We start from the raw sequence: 21,880 nt of genomic DNA on the forward strand, positions 1-21,880 counted from the left end.
ACCAAGCTTTTTTGTACTCTATGGAGCAGATCCACTACATCCCAACACAAGATGACAAGCTCAGCCTGATTGATGCGAAGTATCAGAAGTTTGCCTTTTCACGGCACTATCATCTGGATTTCCATATCGGGCTGATTACTCATGGCGAACAGCAGTTCCATTCACAGGGTTGTCGTCATCACGTTGGTCATGGGCAGATTGTTATCATGCCTCCTGACGAGCTGCACGATGGCCATTCCAAACAACAAGAAGGCTATCAGGTGAATGTGTTTGCGATCGAACCTCATCTGTTAAGCGATCTCGCCGATCTTAAGCAAAATGGTCAAATTATCAGCTTTAATCAGATGATCATCTCCGATCCTGTGGTTTTTTCACAACTTCGTAACCTGCACGCTTGGTTGCGCAGTAAAAACATCAGCCAACTCGCCCAAGATTGTTTGCCATTTGAAGGGTTTAGCACCCTTTTTGATCGCTATGGATCCACTTGCCGCCAAAAAGCCGTACCACTGGGTCAGCAATCGTTGGCGACACTCAAAGAGTTTCTACTGGCGAATCTCGATCAACCTGTGCGCTTAGAAACACTGGCACAACTCTGCCAACTTTCCCCCACTCAATTTCAGCGCCAGTTCAAAACCAGAATGGGCATGACACCCTATGCATGGCTGAGCCGCTTACGTTTAGAACAAGCGATGAAGCTGCTTCAAGCGGGCCAATCCAGCACTGAGGTGGCGCACCAAATTGGCTACTATGACCAAGCACATTTCAGCAAAGCCTTCAAACAGACCTACGGTATTACCCCATCGCAAATTGCACGTTAGTGTTGCCTGTGTCAGTTTTTTACAAGCGCAAAGCCGCGCAACCCGAGACAATCTACACTCGATTTTGATGATGCACGAGAAACACTCATGAACGAACTGACGATTTTACTGACGCTGGCAAGCGTCCACTTTATTGCTTTGATGAGCCCCGGCCCCGACGTGGCACTGGTCGTGCAAAACGCAAGCCGCTATGGCCGCCAAACGGGCCTTTTTATTGCCCTCGGTTTGTCTGTTGGCATTTTGCTGCATTCTCTATTAAGCCTGACGGGCGTGAGTTACTTGGTCCACCAGCAACCGATGTTGTATGCCTTATTACAACTGCTGGGTGGCAGCTATTTGCTCTATTTGGGCATTGGCGCGTTGCATTCCGTATTACGTCATTGGCGTCAGCCATCGGTGAATCCCACCATCACTCAACGGCAGTGGACGCTGAACACGAAACGCCAAGCTTTTCTCAAAGGCTTTGCCACCAACATTCTCAATCCCAAGGCGTTAGTGTTTTTTGTCAGCCTGCTATCGAGCTTAATCCCAGCAACCATGTCGCTCTCTGGCAAGGCCACAGCGGTGATGATTTTATTTGCGTTGTCATTTCTTTGGTTTGCCAGCTTAGCGTGGGCGCTCTCTGGTCGCCGAATGCAACAGCATTTACACAAAGCGAGTGTCTATATTGATGGCATTTGCGGCGTTTTATTCTGCTTAATTGGCGCAGGCATCCTCTACAACACGGTGATTCATCAAGTCATCAGCCAAGTTGCATAGTTTTTTGCTCTTCGCCGTGTAAGAGATCTCTCACAAACAAGTAAGCCAATGTCGTTTTTTACCTAAGACACTGGAGAGAAAATAACACTAACCACATGATTTTATTGAATATGAATGCTTTTTAGCCATGTTATGTATGTAGAAATGTGCGCTGGATCCGTTGTTGGTGCTGGGGAAAAAGTTACTATGAATACGTCGGAAGGATGCTGACACGGAACAGGAAATGACTACGGATTAGGTCATCTTCAGGAAGGAGATACGGTTATTCAGGATGAATAGTCGGCATGGAAAGCAAATTGGACATTGAACGGACGCAATAGTAACTAGGATGGTTACTACTAAGGAAGGCAATGGACACCTCTGGATGAGGCAAGGACTGAACATCAGGAAGATGTCAGGGACACCGCTCAGGGAACAAGTGATGTGAGCCAACGAGGATTGTTGGTAGACCAGGATAGGTCAAGGACACCGCTAGGAAGGCGACGAAAGGATTAAGCTGACGGATTCAGCATACTATCAAGGATTTGATGCAGGGAGCACTTTAGTAGCTGGATTGCTGCAAGTAAGACCATAACCCCGAAGGGCGTAAGCCCTCGGGGTTTTTCTTTGCTTGCTATTTGTCCCCGCTCACTGAGACATAAAAAACGGCGCCTTCAGCGCCGTTTGCAGATCGAAGATCGATCGATAAACCATCACAGTTTTTCCAGCCTCGCGTAAGCGGTCACTAGCCACTTGATTCCTTCCCCATTGAAGGCCACTTGAACTCGACTTTGTGGCCCACTGCCTTCAAAGTTGATGATCGTCCCTTCACCAAACTTTGGGTGACGCACACGAGAGCCGAGCGAAAAGCCCGTTTCATTGAAGCTCTCTTTGACCACAGTTTGGCTAAAGCGACCACTGCTGGCAGGACGGCTGACTTGCGCTTTCATGCGCACTTCATCCAAGCAGCTTTCCGGCAGCTCTCGGATAAAACGTGATGGTTTATGATATTTGTCTTGCCCGTACAAACGACGCATTTCAGCGTAGGTAATATAGAGCTTCTGCATTGCCCGAGTCATGCCCACGTAGCACAAACGGCGCTCTTCTTCTAAGCGGCCCGCTTCTTCGGCGGACATCTGGCTCGGGAACATGCCTTCTTCCACGCCCACCATAAACACCAATGGGAACTCCAATCCTTTGGCGCTGTGTAAGGTCATCAGTTGTACCGCATCTTCGAAATCGTCCGCTTGACCTTCACCCGCCTCCAAAGCGGCATGGGTTAAGAAAGCAGTGAGCAAACTCATCTCTTCGGCTTCTTCCGGTTTTTCAAACTGACGTGTCGCCGTGACCAACTCTTCCAAGTTCTCAATGCGAGCCTTGGACTTCTCGCCTTTCTCTTGCTCATACATGGTGTACAAGCCTGAGGATTTGATCACATGGTCGGTTTGAATGTGCAGTGGCATTTCAAAGCTGTCGTCTTCCAGCGCCGTGATCAGCTCGATAAAGCGACTTAACGCACCAGCAGCACGCCCCGTTAACACTTTTTCTTCGATCAAAGCGATACTGGCTTCCCACAAGGTGCAGCCACGATCGCGCGCGGCAAAACGCACCGTTTCCAAGGTTTTGTCCCCTAAGCCACGCGTTGGAGTATTAACCACACGTTCAAAGGCCGCGTCGTCATTGCGGTTGGCGATGAGGCGCAGATAGCTCAATGCATCTTTGATCTCTTGGCGCTCGAAGAATCGCATCCCGCCGTAAATGCGATAAGGCAAACCCGCTTGAATCAACGCTTCTTCCAGTACACGCGACTGGGCGTTATTGCGATAAAGCATCGCTGCGTCGTTCAACACGCCGCCTTTGTCCTGCCACTCTTTGATTTTGTTCACCGCAAAACGCGCTTCATCCAATTCGTTGTAAGCAGAATAAATCGAGATCGGTTCACCTTCGACGCCATCGGTCCACAGCTCTTTGCCCATACGCTCGGTATTGTTGGCAATCAAGGCGTTTGAGGCTTCTAGGATGGTTTTGGTCGAACGGTAGTTTTGCTCGAGGCGAATGGTGTTGACGCTCGGAAACTCAAGGGTGAACTTTTCGATGTTTTCCACTTTCGCGCCACGCCAACCGTAAATCGACTGGTCATCATCACCGACGATCATCACATGGCATTCAGGCCCCGCCATCATACGCAGCCAAGCGTATTGAATGTTGTTGGTGTCTTGGAACTCGTCCACCAAGATGTGTTTAAAGCGCGCTTGATAGTGTTCGCGGATAAATTTGTTCTCACGCAGTAGCTCATGCGCACGCAGCAAGATCTCCGCAAAGTCGACCAAGCCTGCGCGATCACACGCTTCTTGATAGGCGGTGTACAACTGTAGGTAGGTTTTGGTCACGGGATCGTGGTAGGCATCGATGTGCGCAGGGCGTAATCCTTCGTCTTTTTTGCCATTGATCCACCAAGCGACTTGGCGCGCTGGCCACTGTTTGTCATCCAGGTTTTGCGCTTTGATCAGTCGCTTAAGCAAACGTTGTTGGTCGTCGCTATCAATAATTTGGAAATCTTCCGGCAGCTTGGCATCCAGATAGTGCGCTCTGAGAATTCGGTGGCAAATACCGTGGAAGGTGCCATTCCACATGCCCGACGCACTGCCCATCATCAACTCTTCGATTCGACCACGCATCTCCGCCGCCGCCTTATTGGTAAAGGTCACAGACATAATAGAAAACGGAGAAGCCTGCTCGACTGACATTAGCCAAGCAATGCGATGCACAAGAACGCGCGTTTTACCACTGCCTGCGCCTGCCAACACCAGCAAGTTTTCCAAAGGTGCAGCAACAGCCTCACGCTGTTTGTCGTTCAAGCCATCGAGAAGAAGTGAAGGATCGATCATGATAAGAAGCTACTGGTTATTTATACAGAAACAAGGATTATAACCTAAACCGTGCTCGCTTTTCAGACTAAATTGCAATTTAAGAAAAAGGCATCAACCAGTTACAAATCATAGAGATAGTTACAGGCGTGATGAATTTATAAAAAATAATCGCCATTTTTTTGAAAGTTTTTCCCGCAACTTGCTGTCCTTTTAACCAAGCAAGTGAGTCCACTCGGACGCACGAGCTCAATAAGTAAAGGAAAATCAGTCTGAGGAAAGAACCATGAAAAAATCAAATCTTGCTGTTACTGCTGTTGTTACCGGTTTAATCGCAATGGGTGGCACTATGCTGACTGCAGCGCCTGCTATGGCGGCAGAAAAAGAGAAATGCTATGGCGTAGCCAAAGCGGGCAAAAATGACTGCGCCACCAAAACCAGCTCTTGCGCTGGTACGGCAAAAGAAGACAACCAAAAAGACGCTTTCGTGGTTGTTCCTAAAGGCTTATGCGGCAAATTGGCCGGTGGTAACACACAATCTTCTTAAGCCCCTTATTGAGGTGAACACCACCGCAAAACAGCAGGAGCACAGAGGCTCAACCGTGCTCCTCCTTTCTCACCTCATGTCACACCGTCCGCAAATTTTGCCGCAGGGAGTCTAACGATGTCGAACACTGAGTTTCATCCCCATATTGGTGTTGGGCTTAGACTGCCCCATCACGATCATTTTCATCACCATCGACCAGCGTTGTCTTGGTTGGAGATTCACAGCGAAAATTACTTCCAACCCAATTCTTTCCACCGCCAGCAACTCAACCAAATGGCGGAGCATTACCAAATCAGTTGCCACGGGATTGGTTTGTCGCTCGGTTCTGTGGCTGGGGTTAATCCACAACATTTATTACGCTTAAAACAGTTGGTTGATGACTTACAACCATTTTTGGTTTCGGATCATCTCAGCTGGAGCGAAAACGGTGGCCACTACTTTAATGATTTGCTGCCTTTGCCCTACACAGAGGAAGCACTCGAGGTTTTTTGCCGTAACGTGCTGCATGTACAAGACGCACTAAAACGGCCGATCTTGATCGAGAATCCTTCCAGCTATCTCAAGTACCAACATTCCACCATCAGTGAATGGCAGTTTTTGACTGAGGTGCAGCGTCGTACCGACTGCCGCTTGTTGCTCGATCTGAACAATGTCTATGTTTCTGCGTTTAACCATGGTTTTGATTGCCAAACCTACCTTGAGGCGATACCAGCAGCGTGCGTTGACGAAATTCACCTTGCCGGCTTCACTATTAAATCGTTAGAGCAAGGAGAGATCTGGATTGATACCCATAGCCAGCCGGTGTCTGCCGAAGTTTGGCAATTGTATCAGCAGTGGATTGCCCAGCACGGCAGCCGACACACCTTGATTGAGTGGGATTTGGATTTGCCCCCCGTCGATGTGCTGCTCAACGAAGCAAAAAAAGCCGACACTCTGTTGCGAGCGTCTCTGCTTCATACCAACCCAATGCACCCTTCACTAGCGTTAGGTTAACAGGAGGCCAAATGCAACTCGCCGAATTTCAACACCAGTTTCGCCAAGCACTACATTATCAAGCCAGTGGTGAATCCTGCGGCATTGTTAGTGACCAATTCAGTGCCGAGCAGCGGATACAAATTTACCGCAATAACTTTGTCATGAGTCTCAATGAAGTGTTAGCACTTACTTACCCCAAGACCTTAGCGTTGTTGGGAGAAGAATGCTTCGAGCAAATGGCGCGCCAACACGTACTCTCTGTGCCATTACACACTGGGGATGTGTCGCAATACGGGCGTGGATTTGCCAAGACGTTGGAACGTTTCCCCAACGTGAGCCAAGCGGTACCCTACTGTGTTGAGTTTGCGCGCTTGGAAGATCAACTCGATGAAAGCCAACAGCAACAAAATGAATTCCAGATACCGCGATATTGGCAATCCCTAGAGCAACTTTCACAACTCGAACCAGCACAGCATCAGGCGTTGGTGCTGCACCTTTTTCCCGGTTGCACGGCTTTTCGTTCCCACTACGCCGTTTTTTCACTCTTTACGGCGATTGAAACACAACAATTCGATCAACTTGAGATTGCGCAAAGCGAGCAAGGGATATTGCTCTGCCATCAAGCAACACCGCCGCGCTGCATAACGATGACGCCCGCACAATACGAGTTGGTCTGTTTGCTTGAACAACCACTTCCCCTCGCACAGATACCCGCACCTTTGCTTGCTGAACTGGCTTTTCTGTTCGAACTGGGTATTTTCGCGGGTTTTTCTCTCGCACCACAAGGAGGCTCCGATGCGTGAATGGCTGAATCGTTATGACACTACCGTTACCCACTTACAATCTTGGGTGGTGCCCGGAGTATTACTATTTTGTCGCCTTTGGGTGGCGTGGGTTTTCTTCAATGCTGGATTAAGCAAAATCACCTCATGGGATAGCACTCTCTATCTGTTCGAGTTGGAATATCAGGTGCCTATTTTACCCTGGGAGTTGGCCGCTTATCTCGCCACGGCGGCCGAGCTTAGCTTACCGATCTTACTCGCCCTCGGCGTGTTCACCCGCATCACCAGCCTAGTGCTATTTGCCTTTAACGCGATGGCCGTGATCTCCTACCCGCTTTTGTGGGAGAAAGGGTTTTACGATCATCAACTATGGGGGCTGATGCTGCTGATGACGTTTCTTTGGGGCGCGGGGCGAATTTCGCTCGATCACTGTTTTCGCCAAGAAATAGAGAAACGCTAGAAAGAAAAATCCCCGCTCAAATTGGCGGGGATTCTTTTATTTGTTCTGTAGATAAGCAAGCAGCTCGTCAGCGGAAATACCTTGCTCGGCAAGCTCTTTCGCCATGGATTCAACCTGCTCTCCTTTCCGAGAATTGATAACCTGCTGAAACTGATAAACGATATCTCTGAGAACATGCAGTGGCACCTGTTTTGCTGCACTGCGAATACGCTCTTCACTTTGATTGCCCAGTTCAACGAGCAACTTGCCGAACATAATTTTCTCTGGTGACTCTTCCATTTGTTCAAGGATTCGAGCCATTTCATATGTGGTTAACGACATTACCTATCAATTCCGTTAAGTGTCGAATGGTGGAGTGAGCGACAAATATACACGGCTTCGCCATACAGTAAAACTCTAAATTGGCGTTGCGTGGTTAAGCCACCACGCCTTTGCTGTGCCACTGGCGGCCCAATTTTGAAAACAGAATCCCTAATGCCGGAACCAGCAGCCACATTTGAATCGCAATCATCAGTTGAGGTTCTAACGCAAAACGCTGCATGGTGCCCACTAACAGACCCGCACCACTCATTTGGAATAAGCCCAGCAGTGCGGCAGCCGTGCCGGCTTTATCGCCAAATGGCTCTAACGCTTTACCTGCGGCGGCACCAAGAATCCAAGCAAAGCCGACGGATGACAGGAAGATAGGCAACATAAAGGCAAATGGCGTCGCGGTTTCTGCCATCACCAACATGACTACGCCAGCGATCGCCAGAGTCACCACGCCCACCACCAGTGTATTGTGAGTACCCCATTTATCCATGAACTTAGGTGCCAGCATACAAGCCGCGATATTGATCGCCGCGTTGACACCAAACCAGAAAGTAAATTGGTTCATGGTTAGGCCAAGCCCTTCCATCAACACCACAGGTGCTGAGGTTACGTAAGCGAGGATCACCGCCATCGCCAGCAAACACAGCGTGGCATGGAAAACAAAAGAAGGGGTACTCAACACGGCCCAGTAGCGGCTGAGTTTAAACACCGCTTGTTTTTCCGTCGCCGGGTTGCTCTCGCGCATGTTAAACAGCATCAGCGTGCCAACGACAACGGCAAAGCCCGCCATAAAACTGAAGTTAGCGCGCCAGCCAAACTGCTGGGTTAGCCAGCTACCCAGAATGGGGGCAAGCGCCGGAATGAAACAAATGGCCCCGTTAAGATAGCTGATCATTTTGCCACTTTTCTCTGGGCCGAAAATATCGCGAACTGTCGCAAAGGCTGCTACCGATGTTGCACACGCACCTAAGCCTTGTAGCAGACGGGATACCAACAACCATTCAATATTCTGCGCGCTCCACGCCAATAAAGCGCTCAGTGCATAGATGGTGATACCGCCCAATGCAACAGTTCGACGTCCGAGTTTATCTGCTAACGGACCGGCAAACAGTTGACCGACGCCCATCGCAAATAGGAACCAAGTAATCGTGTCTTGTGCTAATGCGTGTTCAACCGAAAAGGTATTGGAAATAAGTGGCAACGCGGGAAGATAAATATCAATTGCCAACGGGCTGAACAACACAAGCAAGGTTAACAACGCCATTTGTAATTTACTGGTTTGGCTCTGACCTGACACAAAACACTCCAAATTGAACAAGAACTTTGATGAGAGTTTAACCGCCTCGTGATATGAACGGAAATGATGTATATTCATCGCTGATATTCTTATTGGGAAATTCAGAATGAACATCGAAAAACTCTCCCGCCTCGACCTTAATCTCCTAGTCTGCTTGAAAGTGCTGTTCGAGGAACTCAATGTGACTCGCACTGCGCATCGACTTTGTTTAAGTCAATCAGCGGTGAGTAAAGCGCTGGCAAAACTGCGCCAACAGTTCGATGATCCCTTATTCGTTCGACATTCACACGGGCTTACTCCGACAGCGCGAGCGCTGTTTCTCAAACCGAAACTGGATCTGTTGATCAATCAGTTAGAGCATCTTACTTTGCCGGAAGAGTTTCACCCTGAAAGCAGCGAATACCGCTTTCGTATTGCCGCAGTGGAAAGTGTGTATCCCCTGATCTTGCCGCACTTTCTGCCATCGATTTTCCAGCAAGCGCCCAACGTCACCATCAGCACTCATTCATGGTCAGAACAGACCTTCAAAATGTTGCAGCGCGGTGAACTGGATTTGGGTATGACTGGCAAAGACATCGACATCAACGATGCCAAGCTCACCATGCTGCCGCCGTTTGATATTTGTGAGCAGGAAATTTATCGCGACAATCAGATGTGCGTAGTGCGAAAAAACCACCCAGCGCTGCAGCAGCCTTGGCATTTGGAAAACTACTTATCGCTGCGCCACGTGCAAGTACGCTGTGACGGTAATGAACGCTGGCTGTTAGATTATCGCCTCGCAGATATTGGCCGTGAGCGCGATATCGCCATCACCGTACCCGACTTCAATAGTGCCGCGAACCTCTGTTCTTACACCGACTTTGTCTTCACCGCACCCAGCCACTTTGTCTTGCTCGCCGCCAAACAACTCGATTTACAGGTGCTGCCTTTGCCGATCGAATTTCCACCGATGGCATACACTCTGTTTTGGCACAAAGACAGAGAAAATGACCCAGCCTTAAGTTGGCTACGCAACATGATCACACAGAAAACCCTGCACCTTAGGTAAAAATTTCGCCAATTGATTGCGCTGTTGGGCTAAAATGAGTAGCTTAACCGCCGATAGTCCTCCGGGCTCATCTATGGTCTGTGGTCCTTACATGGAAGATAAGGAGCAGCTCCCAACCTGAGCAAACGGAGCAAAAAGAACAAAGGAATCGTACAGATGCACAAATCAACTCACGAGCGTGTTGTTGCCATTCGCACTTGGTTGCAGCAGCACAATATCGACGCCCTACTCGTCCCACACGAAGACGAATACCTAGGTGAATATGTTCCCGACCATAACGAGCGCTTACATTGGCTAACTGGCTTTACCGGTTCCGCCGGCGCTGCCGTTATCACCCAAGAAAAAGCCGCCATGTTTGTTGATGGTCGCTACACTGTTCAGGTGACCAAACAAGTTCCTGCCGATTTGTTTGAGTATCGCCATTTGATTGAAGAGCCAGCGCTTGAATGGTTGCAAGAAAACCTCGCTCGTGGTGCATCTGTGGCCATTGACCCACGCATGCACAGCGCCGCTTGGCTAAACATGGCACAAGCGAAATTGGCGGGTGTGCTTGAGCTTACCATTCTCGACAGCAATCCGATTGATGAGTTGTGGCATGATCGCCCACAACCTGTGGTTTCTGACGTTCGACTGATGTCGACAGAGGCCGTCGGCCAAAGCTCTGCCGATAAACGCGCGAACATCGCACAGCTGATCACAAAGCAAGGCGTTGATAGCGCCGTTATCACCGCGCTAGATTCGATTTGCTGGTTGCTCAACGTCCGCGGTTTGGACGTCTCTCGCTTACCAGTATTACTGTCCCACGCGATTCTGCATGCTGATGGCCAGGTAGAGTTCTTCCTCGATCCTGCTCGCTTACCTGAAGGGTTTGATGTTCATGTCGGCCAAGGGGTGCACGTTTTCCATCCTGAGACGCTGCAAGCTCGCCTTGAAAGCTTGACGGGCAAAAAAGTTCTGCTCGATGCCGGCACCAGTAACGCATGGTTTAAACTGGTTCTGCAAAACGCAGGCGCCGTCGTTGTCCCGGGTGCAGATCCTTGTTTGATGCCGAAAGCCGCCAAAAATGCGGTTGAAATTTCCGGCATGAAAGCATGTCACCTGCGCGATGGTGCTGCGATGGTCAAGTTCCTAAGTTGGCTTGACGCACAAGTGGCACAAGGTATTTTGCACGATGAAGCAACTTTGGCCGACAAACTGGAAGCCATTCGCCGCGAAGATCCCACTCTGAAGGATTTGAGTTTCGATACCATTTCGGCAGCCGGCAGCAACGCTGCGATGTGTCACTACAATCATCAAAACCAGCCTCAACCAGGCCAACTCAGCATGGATACGCTCTACTTAGTTGACTCTGGCGGCCAATATCTTGATGGCACCACCGACATCACTCGTACGGTTGCCATCGGCCAACCTTCAGCAGAAATGATCAAGCAGTTTACTTTGGCTCTGAAAGGCCATATTGGTGTGGCTCGCGCTCGTTTCCCGAAAGGCACTCGTGGCTATCAAATTGATACCCTGGCTCGTCAACACCTATGGGCGGAAGGCTACGACTATGATCATGGTACTGGTCACGGTGTGGGCCACTTCCTGAGCGTGCATGAAGGCCCAGCCAGCATTTCAAAACGTCAGATCGACGTGCCTCTTGTCGAAGGGATGGTGCTCTCTAACGAACCAGGTTACTACCGCGCGGACGCGTTTGGTATTCGTATCGAAAACTTGGAATTAGTGGTTGAGAAGCAAACCCAAGGTGACTTCCCTATCTTGACCTTTGAATCTCTGACTCGCTGTCCAATCGACAAACGTAACATCAATGTCGATATGCTCACGCGTCCTGAACTCGCTTGGCTAAATGACTACCACCAAAAAGTGTGGGATGACATTAGCCCATTGGTTGAAGGTGACGCGCAAGTTTGGCTACGTGAAGCGACGCTACCACTCAGCCACTGATAAGCAAATAGACACTGTCATTTGCAAACAATAGAAAAAGGGTTAAGGCATTTTGCCTTAACCCTTTTTGTTTCACGTGAAACATATCCACATGCCACTTTCGCTCTTTGCTGACATTATCGAACCGCGCTCAGACTCGCTCGATAACGACTGTATTGCCTAAGATAAGATTAGCTTTTTTGGTTAAGAGAAGCGAGCCCCAGAATAGGCGGCATGCCAATCGCGCCATACGGGATCGAACCCTTTACTACGAATCATCTGCTCCACTTCCGCCGCACTCCTTTCATCACTGATCTCAAACTGCTCGAGTTCAACATCAGGCATCGCATAACCGCCCGGCTGAGTTTTCGATGCCGCTGACATCGACGTAATACCCAGTGGCAGTACGTTATCGCGAAACAGTGCCGATTCGCGTGTAGACAACGATAGCTCGACTTCTGGATTAAACAAACGATAGGCACAAATCAGCTGAACCAGCTGCTTATCACTCATTACCGATTTAGGCTGCAACGCCCCTGCGCAAGGACGCAAGCGAGGAAATGAAATTGAATAGCGTGTCTGCCAATAGGTACGTTCCAAATAGTCCAGATGCGCAGCAACGTAGAAGCAGTCCGTACGCCACTCCTCCAAGCCGATCAGTGCACCAATGCCAATTTTATCGATCCCCGCTCGCGCCAAACGGTCAGGCGTTTCGAGACGATAGTTGAAATTGGTTTTGTTGCCACGCAAGTGATGTTGTGCGTAAGTCGCAGGGTGATACGTTTCCTGATAAACCATCACAGCGTCCAAACCCAAAAGCTTCAACTCTTGATAATGCTCTTGGCTAAGCGGCTGCACTTCCATCGCTAGATAGTTAAAAGCGCGTTTGATTTGCGGCAGCACTTGGCGGAAATAATTCATACCAACCTTGCCTTCATGCTCACCCGTCACCAGCAAAACGCTGTCAAACTTCATTGCCTTAATCGCCGCCATTTCTGCATAGATTTCTTGCACCGTGAGTGTGCGGCGCTTTAGGCGATTCTCCATCGAGAAGCCACAATACGTACACGCATTGGCACAGAGATTGGAAAGATACAGTGGTATATAGAGCGATAACGTATTACCAAAACGTTTACGGGTTAACGCATAGGAACGCTGCGCCATCGCTTCTAGATAGTGCTCCGCGGCTGGCGAAATCAGCGCTTTAAAGTCTTCTAAATCGAGTTTGTTTTTACTCAGCGCTCGCTCGACATCGAGCGCGGTTTTAGAGTAGATCGATAATCGAATATCGTCCCAATTGAGCTGATTAAAATGTTCGACGAAACTCATGGTGTTGCTCCGGTCAACAGACGGCCCTTTCTTTTGCTAAGAAAGGCACTCATCGAGAAAAGAGGTCAATGGGCTGGATGCCACCGCATGCGACACTTTGCCTGCAAGCCCCGACTCATACGCCAAACGCCCTGCCTCAACCGCCAATTTGAATGCACGGGCCATGGCGATGGGATCGCGTGCAGCGGCGATCGCGGTATTCACCAGCACCGCATCAGCACCCAGTTCCATCGCATAGGCAGCATGAGACGGTGCGCCAATCCCCGCATCCACCACAACAGGAACCTTCGCTTGGTCGATGATGATTTGTAAGAAGTCTTGCGAAACCAAGCCTTTGTTTGAGCCAATTGGCGCTCCCAAAGGCATGACGGCAGCGCAACCTACTTCTTCCAATCGCTTACACAACACCGGGTCTGCATGGCAATAAGGCAACACCACAAAGCCGTCTTTGACTAGCTGCTCTGCTGCCGCCAATGTTTCAATCGGATCGGGCATCAGGTATTTCGGATCGGGATGAATTTCCAATTTCAGCCAATTAGTGCCCAATGCTTCACGCGCTAAATGCGCGGCAAAAATGGCGTCTTTGGCGTTTTTGGCACCAGAGGTATTAGGTAGCAAATTAACACCCGCTGACAACAGTGGTGACAAGATGTCATCTTGCTGATTGTGGATATCCACCCTTTTCAGCGCCATAGTGGCGAGCTGTGAACCTGATTGTTCGATGGCTTGTGACATCAATTGGCTGTTGGCAAATTTACCGGTGCCCGTGAACAAGCGAGAATGAAATTGTTTGTCTGCGATTTTGAGCATGTGCTTATCCTCCAGCAATCGCCTGAAATAGTGAGATAGCATCACCACGACTGAGCGTTTTGGTTTGCCATTCGCTGTGTGGGACAACTTGATTATTGATTGCAAACACACAACCCAAGTTAGGTAGTGAAAGATGCTCAATAATGGATGCCAAAGTCGCATTGGTTGGCACCTCGTAGCTTTCGCCGTTGATACTAATTGCTATGGTGTTCATTGCTTGATTCCTGTTTCTGAATCTGACAAACGCGGCAACTTGGATCTTTCACTACTGCCAAATGCTGCCAACTTAACTTGAGCCCATCAAACAGATGCAACTGATGGCAAGTGGTTTGAAACGCGCCCGTTGCCAGCTTTTGAATCGTTGCGATTGCCTGATAATTTCCCATTAGCCCCACGACAGGGCCAATCACCCCAGCATCACTGCACTTGGTCTGCATGGCATTTTCTGCAAATGGAAATAGGCAGTGGTAGCACGGAGGGTTTACTGAACTCGCGGCCGACGAGGTATCTTGCTGGGATTGGATTGAGTGGTATGAGCTAAAATCAAACGCAATGAATTGCCCTTTCCAGCCAATTGCCGAGGCCGACACTAATGGGGTACGTTGATTCAGGCAGGCTTGGTTGATCAGTTGGCGCGATGGAAAGTTGTCCGTACAATCGAGCACAATGTCCGCCAACATCACTTCCAAGTTGAGACGTTCTTCATCCAAACGGTGGCTAATGGTGCGAACGCGCAATTCTGCATTGAGCTGCTTCAATTGCTCTGCGAGTGCATCCACTTTGGGGCTGGCGAGATGTTGCTGACGAAACGCAATTTGACGCTGCAAGTTACTCTCTTCAACCACATCATCATCCACCAACACTAAATGGCCAACGCCCGCAGCAGCCAAATAAAGCGCCGCTGCGTTACCAAGACCACCGCAACCGATGATCAGCACATGTGCTTGAAGTAAGTTGGCTTGCCCTGACTCACCAAATTCCGTTAATGCAATTTGTCTTTGATAACGAGTAAAGAGCCGATCAACCAACATGATTGGCCTCACTTGTTGGCTCAAGACTATGTGTGGATACTGAGTCTAAACGCAGCAGTGTTGTGTTAGGTGCCATCACTTGCTTGAAGTACTCTATTACCGCTTTCACATCTTTCGCCAAGGTAATCGCTCTCACTACCGCTAATGAAGAGACACCACATTGCCATACTGTCGCCGCATTGCTTTGATCAATACCACCAATGGCTACCGTGGGAACGCCGGTGATGGACTCATCATAAGGTATGGTATCAATCAATTGCTGATAGAGTTTTAATCTCACCAGCCCTTGCGGTAATGAAGGCATTTGTTTTGTGGTGGTCGGGAAAATGTGCCCCAATGCGATGTAACTTGGCTGGAGTTGAACAATGCGTAACAGCTCATAATAACCATGCGTAGATAACCCTAACGCAATGCCTGCATTCGTCAGGGCGGCTAAATCAGCCACCTGCAAATCTTCCTGCCCTAGATGTACGCCATAGGCTTGATACTGAATAGCTAACTGCCAGTAGTCGTTGATATAGACTTTCGCGCCATAGTCACGACCTAGCTGGATCGCACGCACAATCTGTTGCTCCAAATCGACTTGGTTTGGATCTTTAATCCGCAATTGGACCGTTTTAATCCCCAAAGGCAATAACTTCTCAATCCAACTGACATCATCAACCACCGGATAGAGCCCTAACTGTTGAGCGATAACCCGCGGAAACGCTTTTGTTAGCCCTTCTAGATTGTGGCTTGGTAAGATGCCGAACTCATCCAAATGCAACACTGGTGTAGGAAACAAAGCAAAATCCGACACCCATGTTTCACGTGAAACATTCAACATCGCACGCGCCAAAGTAAGGCAATCTTCGATTGGGAAATCAAGAGCACTGAGCGTGACCACCCACGCTAAATGTCGATAAATCGATTCTACGCTCTCGTTTTGAGAGTGGTTTTGTCGTGATAAAAATCGTAGTGCGCGAGTTTCATCGGCTAAAGGATGTTGCCAAACATCAAACGCCTCACCTTGCTCCCCTTGCAAATTGATCAACAGCGTCTTGGCCTTGCACTCTGAGCCCAAATAACTGGATACCTCTGTCAGAGCAAGCGAATGATGGTAGTGAAGCGCAAAGTCATGCGCTCCGAGATGACGACTATCGTTATGGATAAGATCCGTCTCGAATACGACTGTTTTGGCTGAAGAAATCAGTTGCAGTGTACGAGTTGGGCTGACGCCCAACTCTATATGGTCAATGGCAAAACCTTGCTGCTTTGCCAAGAGCAAACACTGCTGAATTTCTCCCGTCAGCTCAATAATGGCAGAAGGAATCAGCAGTCTCATACTTAACCCTCTGCCACTTCTTCGTGACTCACTGCAGGATGGTACAACTCCGAACCCGACGCTTTGAATTCCGCGGACTTTTGCTTCATTCCTTCCAATGGGTCATCCAACAGCTTCACTTCTATCGCCTGTCCTGCCTCACCTTGTTGCCCTTTAGCGTACTCACGAACCTCTTGCGAAATCTTCATCGAGCAGAATTTTGGACCACACATCGAACAAAAGTGTGCCACCTTGCCTGATTCCTGAGGTAAGGTTTCATCGTGGAATGCACGCGCCGTATCGGGGTCAAGAGAGAGATTGAACTGATCTTGCCAGCGGAACTCAAATCGTGCTTTTGACAAGGCATTGTCACGTACTTGTGCACCCGGATGCCCTTTAGCTAAATCCGCCGCGTGTGCAGCCAGTTTGTAGGTTATCAAGCCGGTTTTCACGTCTTCTTTATTGGGTAGACCTAAGTGTTCTTTTGGCGTTACGTAGCAAAGCATGGCACAGCCATACCAACCGATCATGGCTGCACCAATCCCAGAAGTAATGTGGTCATAGCCAGGGGCAATGTCGGTGGTCAGTGGACCCAAGGTATAGAATGGTGCCTCATGACAATGCTTGAGCTGCTCATCCATATTCTCTTTAATCATGTGCATCGGTACATGCCCAGGACCTTCAATAATCACTTGGACATCGTATTCCCACGCGATTTTGGTCAGTTCACCCAATGTTCTGAGCTCGGCAAACTGCGCTTCATCATTGGCATCGGCAATCGAGCCAGGACGCAAACCATCACCTAATGAGAGCGCTACATCGTACTTCGCACAAATCTCACAGATCTCGCGGAAATGGGTATAGAGGAAACTCTCTTGATGATGTGCCAAACACCACTTAGCGATGATCGAACCCCCACGCGAGACAATGCCCGTCACGCGTTTCGCCGTCATTGGGATATAGCGCAGCAGCAAACCAGCATGAATCGTGAAGTAGTCCACCCCCTGCTCAGCCTGCTCGATCAACGTATCACGCATCACTTCCCACGTTAGGTTCTCAGCAACGCCATTGACCTTCTCTAGTGCTTGATACATAGGCACGGTTCCAATCGGTACTGGGCTGTTGCGTAGAATCCATTCGCGAGTTTCGTGAATGTTTCTCCCCGTCGACAGATCCATCACCGTATCACCGCCCCAACGAGTCGACCACACCAACTTCTCCACTTCTTCTTCAATCGACGAGGTCACCGATGAGTTACCAATGTTGGCGTTAACTTTCACAAGGAAGTTGCGGCCGATGATCATCGGCTCGGATTCTGGGTGATTAATGTTGGAAGGAATGATCGCGCGACCTTCCGCCACTTCACGACGCACAAATTCTGGGGTAATTTCCTTAGGTAGATTCGCACCAAAGCTTTGCCCTGCATGCTGCTGAGTCAAAACTTCATCTTGATATTTGGCGCGCCCCATGTTCTCGCGCAAAGCGATGTATTCCATCTCCGGGGTGATGATTCCCTTACGCGCATAATGCAACTGAGTGACACAATACCCAGCTTTGGCGCGACGGATGCGAGGCAGATTGCCATATCTCAACTCGTCCAGCGTTTCATCTTCTAAGCGCTCTTTCGTGTAGACCGAGCTGACATCATCAAGCACTTCGGTATCAGCACGCTCTGCAATCCACTCTTCTCTTAACTTAGGAAGGCCATTATAGAGATCGATTTGATGGGTCGGATCAGTGTAGACACCCGAAGTGTCATACACTCTTACCGCTTCGTTTGGCTGAAAGATCGGTGCCTCTTTGGTCCCGCCAACTAAGCTGTCTGCCAAGGAGATTTCGCGCATTGGCACTCTAATGTCTGAGCGAGAGCCCTCGACATACACTTTGGTGGAATTGGGATACGGCTGCACAGAGAGTGTATCGATGAATTGTTTAGCTTCCAGTCTCGCTTGCTTGCGATTCGACATAGCATTTTTCCTTTCTTGTTATGCTGGATAAAAAGGTTTTGGACAAAAATGCTTGGCGGAAAGTTGTGACAAGAGGCGTTGAACACACAATTTAGAGTTTCAATTTGTGGATTCAAGCTTTGATAAGACACCAGTTCGCACTGGTACAAGTATCTTCTCTTGTTCCCTTCGCAGGTTCTAACCTGATCAGGTTCAACGGATCCCGAATAAACGGTCTCAGCCCTAAGGCACTCCGACAAGTGAAACGATTATATGAAATCGGCTTGGTTAAACCAAGCCGACCTGTTTAAAATTTAACTCAATTTCGCCCATTGCTTCACGATTTAAGTAATTGGAAGCCTACCCAAGCAGCAGTGATACTCAAGGTCACGTTTAACACTACGTTTAAGCCCATTTTGAAAAATGCGCCTTGCTGCATCAGCAATACGTTATCCATCGAGAATGTCGAGAACGTTGTTAGTGCACCCAAAAAGCCCAAACCGATTATTTGTCGCCATGGCTCTGTCGCCAACAACTCACTCTCAAAGGCGGCAATTAAGAGACCCATAATAAAAGAACCGACCACGTTTACGGTTAACGTGCCATAAGGAAAACCTCTGCCTAACAGCACAACACAGAGCTCTGACACTAAGTAACGAGAACAAGCGCCAAATGCGCCGCCCAAAGCAATGAAACCCAATATCGCAAATTGACTCATAGCAACCTCACAAATCTAATGGCCACATTGTAGCCACATCCACACAGAGATCGAGTACAAAAAACAATAATTTCATTTAGACAATGTATCTGTGAATTGCCAAGATTTAAAAAGTTACAGGAGTCACTTTACTTCAATATATCCCATTAATCCGGTTTTCATATGTTCAATCACGTGGCAGTGATACATCCAGCGACCGGGGTTGTCCGCAACAAACGCCGCTTTGGCACTGCCATTCTTACCTAGCAAAACAGTATCCGTATGAAACGGTTCTGCGAGCGTCTGGCCATTTAATTCCAATACGGTAAATGTGTGCCCATGCAAATGAATGGGGTGATGGTATTGCGTCACGTTCTTAAGATTAAATATGTAGGTCCGCCCTCGTTCTAACGTCGCTAACGGTGCTGGAATTGAATCTTGGCTCATCCCCTCCCAAGCGCGTTTATTCACCAACCAAAACGTCGGCAGAGCTTGGCCAGATTTATCCATCGGAGTAACAGCACCTTCCCACTCGAAGACAAAATCAATTTGTTCAGCCGTATCTAAATCTAACGGCGCAATAGGGTTGAGCGGCAATGTTGGCAATATATTCTGGTTTAATAGGTCCGATTCAACCGATTCGAATGCACAAAGAGGAAACGGAAACTTCCCTTTCATTTGTCGCACATAGAAACGCTCTCCAACACCTGGAGCAATTAACCCGACATCAACCCTCATTCCAGGCCCAATCTTGTGTTCAGAGAGCTTATAAGGGGTTTTTATTGGGTTTCCATCTATTGCTATAACCCATGCGTCCACACCTTCAATAGCGATAGGATAAGTGATGGTATTGTCCACATTTGCGATTCTCAGCCTCGTCATCGCATTCGCTTTCAACGGATAGATGGGCTCATGGACGCCATTCACAGTTCCCCACTCACCAGGAGTTCCCATGCGGGCACTTAAGCGTGGGACCAATAACGATTTCCACTCACCTTTCTCATTGAGATGCCAATGCTTAAGCATTAGAGCATGGTCTTCATCAAAAGAAACTGGCTCTGCTTCATCAACAATGATTAACCCAACTAGCCCCATACCTAGCTGCTTGACACTGTTCATATGCGGGTGATACCAAAATGTCCCTGCGTCAGGTGGAGTAAAGCGATAGGTAAAGCTCTCCCCTGGCATAACGGGTTTTTGACTCAAAAAGGGAACACCATCCATCTCAATAGGTACACGCAAACCATGCCAATGGATTGTCGTTGGCTCGTTGAGTTTGTTGGTGAAGTGAATGATCACTTCTTCTCCTTGTCGACAACGAATCGTAGGGGCAGGGATAGCACCATTAAAGGCGAGCACATCCGTAGCAAAACCAGGCACCACCTCAGCAGTAGCCGGTTCTGCAGTCATCTCATAGACAAACCGCCCATGATGAAGCGATGTTCTACGCGAAAGTGAACACGCAGGGAGAAGCGTTAATGCGGAAAACGCCAATGAAGTTTGAAGAAAGTGGCGGCGAGAAATATCCATATGTGGCCTACTGATTTGATTTATTGCCTAAGTGTAACTAAATATTAATAATCATTCTCAACAATCTATCAAAGTAATGCTAAAGACTAGTTGATATGCTGACAGATGAGTCAAAACGCAAATGTATTAGATTACAGCCTAGATTTAACGCAGTTGAGAGAGGGTTAAGGCTGTCTAGTTCAAGATGCAACCAAATGGAATCTGGATGGTTAGCCTCAGTAGCTAAGAGATAAGTTGTATAAGTACAAACAAAAGACCCCAGCATCTCTGCTGAGGCCTAGAATAAGTACTAAAATAAGCGGGACATATTCCCCTTAAAAAATTCACTACGCTTAAAACGACAAAACCCAGTCTGAAGACTGGGTTTCTAAATAATACCAACCTAACTAAAAATCTATTCAAATGAAGATGCGATTGCTCGCATTGGCCCATTTTAAAGATGGTCACTCTCGAACCCAACTTGCTAAGTTCCTTAAGGTAAGCAGAACCAGTGTGAATAAATGGGTACAAACCTTCCTTGAAGAAGGGCTTGAAGGACTGCAAGAGAAACCAAGAACGGGTCGCCCTGCATTTCTTAACGCGGAGCAGCGAGAACAATTAAGTCAGTATATAAAAGCTCGAGCGATGGATTCGTCTGGCGGTCGATTAACTGGTAACGATATTCATGCTTATATCGTTAATGAATTTGGCAAACACTACCACCCAGATTCGATCTACTACTTGCTCAACCATATGGGCTTTTCTTGGATAACTTCACGCTCCAAGCGCCCTCGTCAATCCCAGCAAATCCAAGACGATTTAAAAAAAATTCAAAATTGAAACGATCCTTAAGATCCCCGGTCACATGGGGCTTGATAACGTCGATGTCTGGTTTCAAGATGAAGCAAGATTTGGCCAGCAAAACACGACAACTCGACTTTGGGCTGAGCGTGGCTCAAGACCAAGAGTGGTAAAACAGCAGCAGTTTGAATATGCGTATTTGTTTGGCTCAGTATGCCCCGCTAGAGGTATTGGTGAGGCAATGGTCGTTCCTTGGGTTCACAAGAACATTATGGTTGAGCATTTGAAGCAGCTCTCCGCGGTGACCGAAAAAGGTCGTCACGCAGTGGTCATTATGGATGGCGCGGGTTGGCATACAAATGACATTGCTGAGCCATTTGACAATGTCAGTATCATCAAGCTCCCACCATATTCACCGGAGCTAAACCCGATAGAACAAGTGTGGAGTTGGTTAAGACAACACTCTCTCGCCAATCAATCTTTTGCGGATTACGAAGACATTGTCTCCAAAGTATGTAGGGCTTGGAATAGTTTTTTGGAATGTTCGGCCAGAGTCAGACAGATGTGCTCGAGAAGCTGGATAGACCTGAACAGTTAATTTTCCAGATTGGTATGACATGAGCAAGATGCATTCCTTTCCAAGGAAATTCATCACACTGAAAACGACAAAACCCAGTCCGAAGACTG

General features: G+C 48.4%; 20 protein-coding genes and 1 riboswitch. Of the genes, 9 read left to right on the forward strand and 11 right to left on the reverse strand.

All coding sequences use genetic code 11. The features are described 5' to 3' along the window. Nucleotides 1-20 precede the first annotated feature (20 nt). Together VV1_RS04540 and VV1_RS04545 are read left to right on the forward strand one after the other, a co-directional pair. Nucleotides 21-818, forward strand: a complete 798-nt coding sequence (locus VV1_RS04540; protein ID WP_193387259.1) for an AraC family transcriptional regulator — start codon at nucleotides 21-23, stop codon at nucleotides 816-818. A gap of 87 nt (nucleotides 819-905) precedes the next feature. After that, complete coding sequence (locus VV1_RS04545; protein WP_011078995.1) at nucleotides 906-1,577, forward strand: LysE family translocator; 672 nt, start codon at nucleotides 906-908, stop codon at nucleotides 1,575-1,577. A 692-nt stretch (nucleotides 1,578-2,269) separates the two neighbouring features. Here the strand turns inward: VV1_RS04545 and uvrD are convergent. Continuing rightward, nucleotides 2,270-4,444 (reverse strand): DNA helicase II, encoded by a 2,175-nt coding sequence (uvrD, locus tag VV1_RS04550; protein WP_011078996.1) that lies wholly within the window; start codon nucleotides 4,442-4,444, stop codon nucleotides 2,270-2,272. A 265-nt stretch (nucleotides 4,445-4,709) separates the two neighbouring features. Here uvrD and VV1_RS04555 point away from each other — a divergent pair, with 265 nt between their 5' ends. The 4 genes from VV1_RS04555 (at nucleotide 4,710) to VV1_RS04570 (ending at nucleotide 7,187) form a co-directional block, all read left to right on the forward strand. Beyond that, nucleotides 4,710-4,970, forward strand: a complete 261-nt coding sequence (locus VV1_RS04555; protein WP_011078997.1) for a BufA1 family periplasmic bufferin-type metallophore — start codon at nucleotides 4,710-4,712, stop codon at nucleotides 4,968-4,970. Nucleotides 4,971-5,087: 117 nt separating this feature from the next. After that, nucleotides 5,088-5,963, forward strand: coding sequence for an MNIO family bufferin maturase (gene bufB, locus VV1_RS04560; RefSeq protein WP_011078998.1), 876 nt, complete (start codon nucleotides 5,088-5,090; stop codon nucleotides 5,961-5,963). A gap of 11 nt (nucleotides 5,964-5,974) precedes the next feature. Further along, nucleotides 5,975-6,748, forward strand: coding sequence for an HvfC/BufC N-terminal domain-containing protein (locus tag VV1_RS04565; protein ID WP_011078999.1), 774 nt, complete (start codon nucleotides 5,975-5,977; stop codon nucleotides 6,746-6,748). Continuing rightward, a complete protein-coding gene (locus tag VV1_RS04570; RefSeq protein ID WP_011079000.1) occupies nucleotides 6,741-7,187 on the forward strand; it encodes a DoxX family protein in 447 nt (148 codons plus the stop codon). The genes VV1_RS04565 and VV1_RS04570 overlap by 8 nt, the downstream gene beginning before the upstream one ends. A 36-nt stretch (nucleotides 7,188-7,223) precedes the next feature. Here the strand turns inward: VV1_RS04570 and tsrA are convergent, their stop codons facing one another. Continuing rightward, the gene (tsrA, locus tag VV1_RS04575; protein ID WP_011079001.1) at nucleotides 7,224-7,508 is read right to left on the reverse strand and encodes an H-NS-like global regulator TsrA; all 285 of its coding nucleotides are present in this window, start codon (nucleotides 7,506-7,508) and stop codon (nucleotides 7,224-7,226) included. 94 nt (nucleotides 7,509-7,602) lie between these two features. After that, nucleotides 7,603-8,763 carry a multidrug effflux MFS transporter gene (locus VV1_RS04580; protein WP_011079002.1) on the reverse strand — a complete coding sequence of 387 codons (1,161 nt, stop codon included), beginning with the start codon at nucleotides 8,761-8,763 and terminating at the stop codon, nucleotides 7,603-7,605. A gap of 139 nt (nucleotides 8,764-8,902) precedes the next feature. Between VV1_RS04580 and VV1_RS04585 the strand changes: the two genes are divergently transcribed. Both VV1_RS04585 and VV1_RS04590 read left to right on the forward strand, forming a co-directional pair. Then, nucleotides 8,903-9,844 carry a LysR family transcriptional regulator gene (locus tag VV1_RS04585; protein ID WP_011079003.1) on the forward strand — a complete coding sequence of 314 codons (942 nt, stop codon included), beginning with the start codon at nucleotides 8,903-8,905 and terminating at the stop codon, nucleotides 9,842-9,844. A 156-nt stretch (nucleotides 9,845-10,000) separates the two neighbouring features. Continuing rightward, nucleotides 10,001-11,788: an aminopeptidase P family protein gene (locus VV1_RS04590; protein WP_011079004.1), complete on the forward strand. Its 1,788-nt coding sequence runs from the start codon at nucleotides 10,001-10,003 to the stop codon at nucleotides 11,786-11,788. Nucleotides 11,789-11,971: 183 nt separating this feature from the next. On the opposite strand, the gene thiH is transcribed toward VV1_RS04590, so the two are convergent. The 8 genes from thiH to VV1_RS04630 form a co-directional block, all read right to left on the reverse strand. Further along, nucleotides 11,972-13,096: a 2-iminoacetate synthase ThiH gene (gene thiH / locus VV1_RS04595; RefSeq protein ID WP_011079005.1), complete on the reverse strand. Its 1,125-nt coding sequence runs from the start codon at nucleotides 13,094-13,096 to the stop codon at nucleotides 11,972-11,974. Between the two features lie 36 nt (nucleotides 13,097-13,132). Continuing rightward, complete coding sequence (locus tag VV1_RS04600; RefSeq protein WP_011079006.1) at nucleotides 13,133-13,906, reverse strand: thiazole synthase; 774 nt, start codon at nucleotides 13,904-13,906, stop codon at nucleotides 13,133-13,135. 4 nt (nucleotides 13,907-13,910) lie between these two features. Next, nucleotides 13,911-14,120: a sulfur carrier protein ThiS gene (gene thiS, locus VV1_RS04605; protein WP_011079007.1), complete on the reverse strand. Its 210-nt coding sequence runs from the start codon at nucleotides 14,118-14,120 to the stop codon at nucleotides 13,911-13,913. Next, nucleotides 14,101-14,937 (reverse strand): HesA/MoeB/ThiF family protein, encoded by an 837-nt coding sequence (locus tag VV1_RS04610; protein ID WP_011079008.1) that lies wholly within the window; start codon nucleotides 14,935-14,937, stop codon nucleotides 14,101-14,103. Before VV1_RS04610 ends, thiS begins: the two co-directional genes overlap by 20 nt. Further along, on the reverse strand, nucleotides 14,927-16,261 hold the full coding sequence (locus VV1_RS04615; RefSeq protein WP_011079009.1) for a thiamine phosphate synthase: 1,335 nt from the start codon (nucleotides 16,259-16,261) through the stop codon (nucleotides 14,927-14,929). Before VV1_RS04615 ends, VV1_RS04610 begins: the two co-directional genes overlap by 11 nt. 2 nt (nucleotides 16,262-16,263) lie before the next feature. Then, nucleotides 16,264-18,207: a phosphomethylpyrimidine synthase ThiC gene (gene thiC, locus VV1_RS04620; protein WP_011079010.1), complete on the reverse strand. Its 1,944-nt coding sequence runs from the start codon at nucleotides 18,205-18,207 to the stop codon at nucleotides 16,264-16,266. A gap of 146 nt (nucleotides 18,208-18,353) precedes the next feature. Beyond that, nucleotides 18,354-18,452, reverse strand: a riboswitch (TPP riboswitch). A 71-nt stretch (nucleotides 18,453-18,523) separates the two neighbouring features. Beyond that, on the reverse strand, nucleotides 18,524-18,904 hold the full coding sequence (gene crcB, locus VV1_RS04625) for a fluoride efflux transporter CrcB (RefSeq protein ID WP_011079011.1): 381 nt from the start codon (nucleotides 18,902-18,904) through the stop codon (nucleotides 18,524-18,526). A 123-nt stretch (nucleotides 18,905-19,027) separates the two neighbouring features. Then, nucleotides 19,028-20,413 (reverse strand): multicopper oxidase family protein, encoded by a 1,386-nt coding sequence (locus VV1_RS04630; protein WP_011079012.1) that lies wholly within the window; start codon nucleotides 20,411-20,413, stop codon nucleotides 19,028-19,030. 402 nt (nucleotides 20,414-20,815) lie between these two features. Here VV1_RS04630 and VV1_RS24530 point away from each other — a divergent pair. Continuing rightward, a protein-coding gene (locus VV1_RS24530) for an IS630 family transposase (protein WP_133295518.1) occupies nucleotides 20,816-21,791 on the forward strand; the annotation gives its coding sequence in 2 pieces (ribosomal slippage) (nucleotides 20,816-21,214 and nucleotides 21,216-21,791; 975 coding nt in all). The last annotated feature ends 89 nt before the right edge of the window (nucleotides 21,792-21,880 follow it).

Source organism: Vibrio vulnificus CMCP6 (genome assembly GCF_000039765.1).
Taxonomy (GTDB): Bacteria; Pseudomonadota; Gammaproteobacteria; order Enterobacterales; family Vibrionaceae; genus Vibrio; species Vibrio vulnificus_B.

Coding starts and splice junctions, on each gene's coding strand:
- crcB (WP_011079011.1), bottom strand. CDS start 18,904: ATGAGTCAATTTGCGATATTGGGTTTCATTGCTTTGGGCGGCGCATTT.
- VV1_RS04565 (WP_011078999.1), top strand. CDS start 5,975: ATGCAACTCGCCGAATTTCAACACCAGTTTCGCCAAGCACTACATTAT.
- VV1_RS04630 (WP_011079012.1), bottom strand. CDS start 20,413: ATGGATATTTCTCGCCGCCACTTTCTTCAAACTTCATTGGCGTTTTCC.
- VV1_RS04570 (WP_011079000.1), top strand. CDS start 6,741: ATGCGTGAATGGCTGAATCGTTATGACACTACCGTTACCCACTTACAA.
- VV1_RS04555 (WP_011078997.1), top strand. CDS start 4,710: ATGAAAAAATCAAATCTTGCTGTTACTGCTGTTGTTACCGGTTTAATC.
- thiH (WP_011079005.1), bottom strand. CDS start 13,096: ATGAGTTTCGTCGAACATTTTAATCAGCTCAATTGGGACGATATTCGA.
- VV1_RS04580 (WP_011079002.1), bottom strand. CDS start 8,763: ATGGCGTTGTTAACCTTGCTTGTGTTGTTCAGCCCGTTGGCAATTGAT.
- VV1_RS04590 (WP_011079004.1), top strand. CDS start 10,001: ATGCACAAATCAACTCACGAGCGTGTTGTTGCCATTCGCACTTGGTTG.
- thiS (WP_011079007.1), bottom strand. CDS start 14,120: ATGAACACCATAGCAATTAGTATCAACGGCGAAAGCTACGAGGTGCCA.
- VV1_RS04600 (WP_011079006.1), bottom strand. CDS start 13,906: ATGCTCAAAATCGCAGACAAACAATTTCATTCTCGCTTGTTCACGGGC.
- VV1_RS04540 (WP_193387259.1), top strand. CDS start 21: ATGGAGCAGATCCACTACATCCCAACACAAGATGACAAGCTCAGCCTG.
- VV1_RS04545 (WP_011078995.1), top strand. CDS start 906: ATGAACGAACTGACGATTTTACTGACGCTGGCAAGCGTCCACTTTATT.
- VV1_RS04610 (WP_011079008.1), bottom strand. CDS start 14,937: ATGTTGGTTGATCGGCTCTTTACTCGTTATCAAAGACAAATTGCATTA.
- thiC (WP_011079010.1), bottom strand. CDS start 18,207: ATGTCGAATCGCAAGCAAGCGAGACTGGAAGCTAAACAATTCATCGAT.
- bufB (WP_011078998.1), top strand. CDS start 5,088: ATGTCGAACACTGAGTTTCATCCCCATATTGGTGTTGGGCTTAGACTG.
- tsrA (WP_011079001.1), bottom strand. CDS start 7,508: ATGTCGTTAACCACATATGAAATGGCTCGAATCCTTGAACAAATGGAA.
- VV1_RS04585 (WP_011079003.1), top strand. CDS start 8,903: ATGAACATCGAAAAACTCTCCCGCCTCGACCTTAATCTCCTAGTCTGC.
- uvrD (WP_011078996.1), bottom strand. CDS start 4,444: ATGATCGATCCTTCACTTCTTCTCGATGGCTTGAACGACAAACAGCGT.
- VV1_RS04615 (WP_011079009.1), bottom strand. CDS start 16,261: ATGAGACTGCTGATTCCTTCTGCCATTATTGAGCTGACGGGAGAAATT.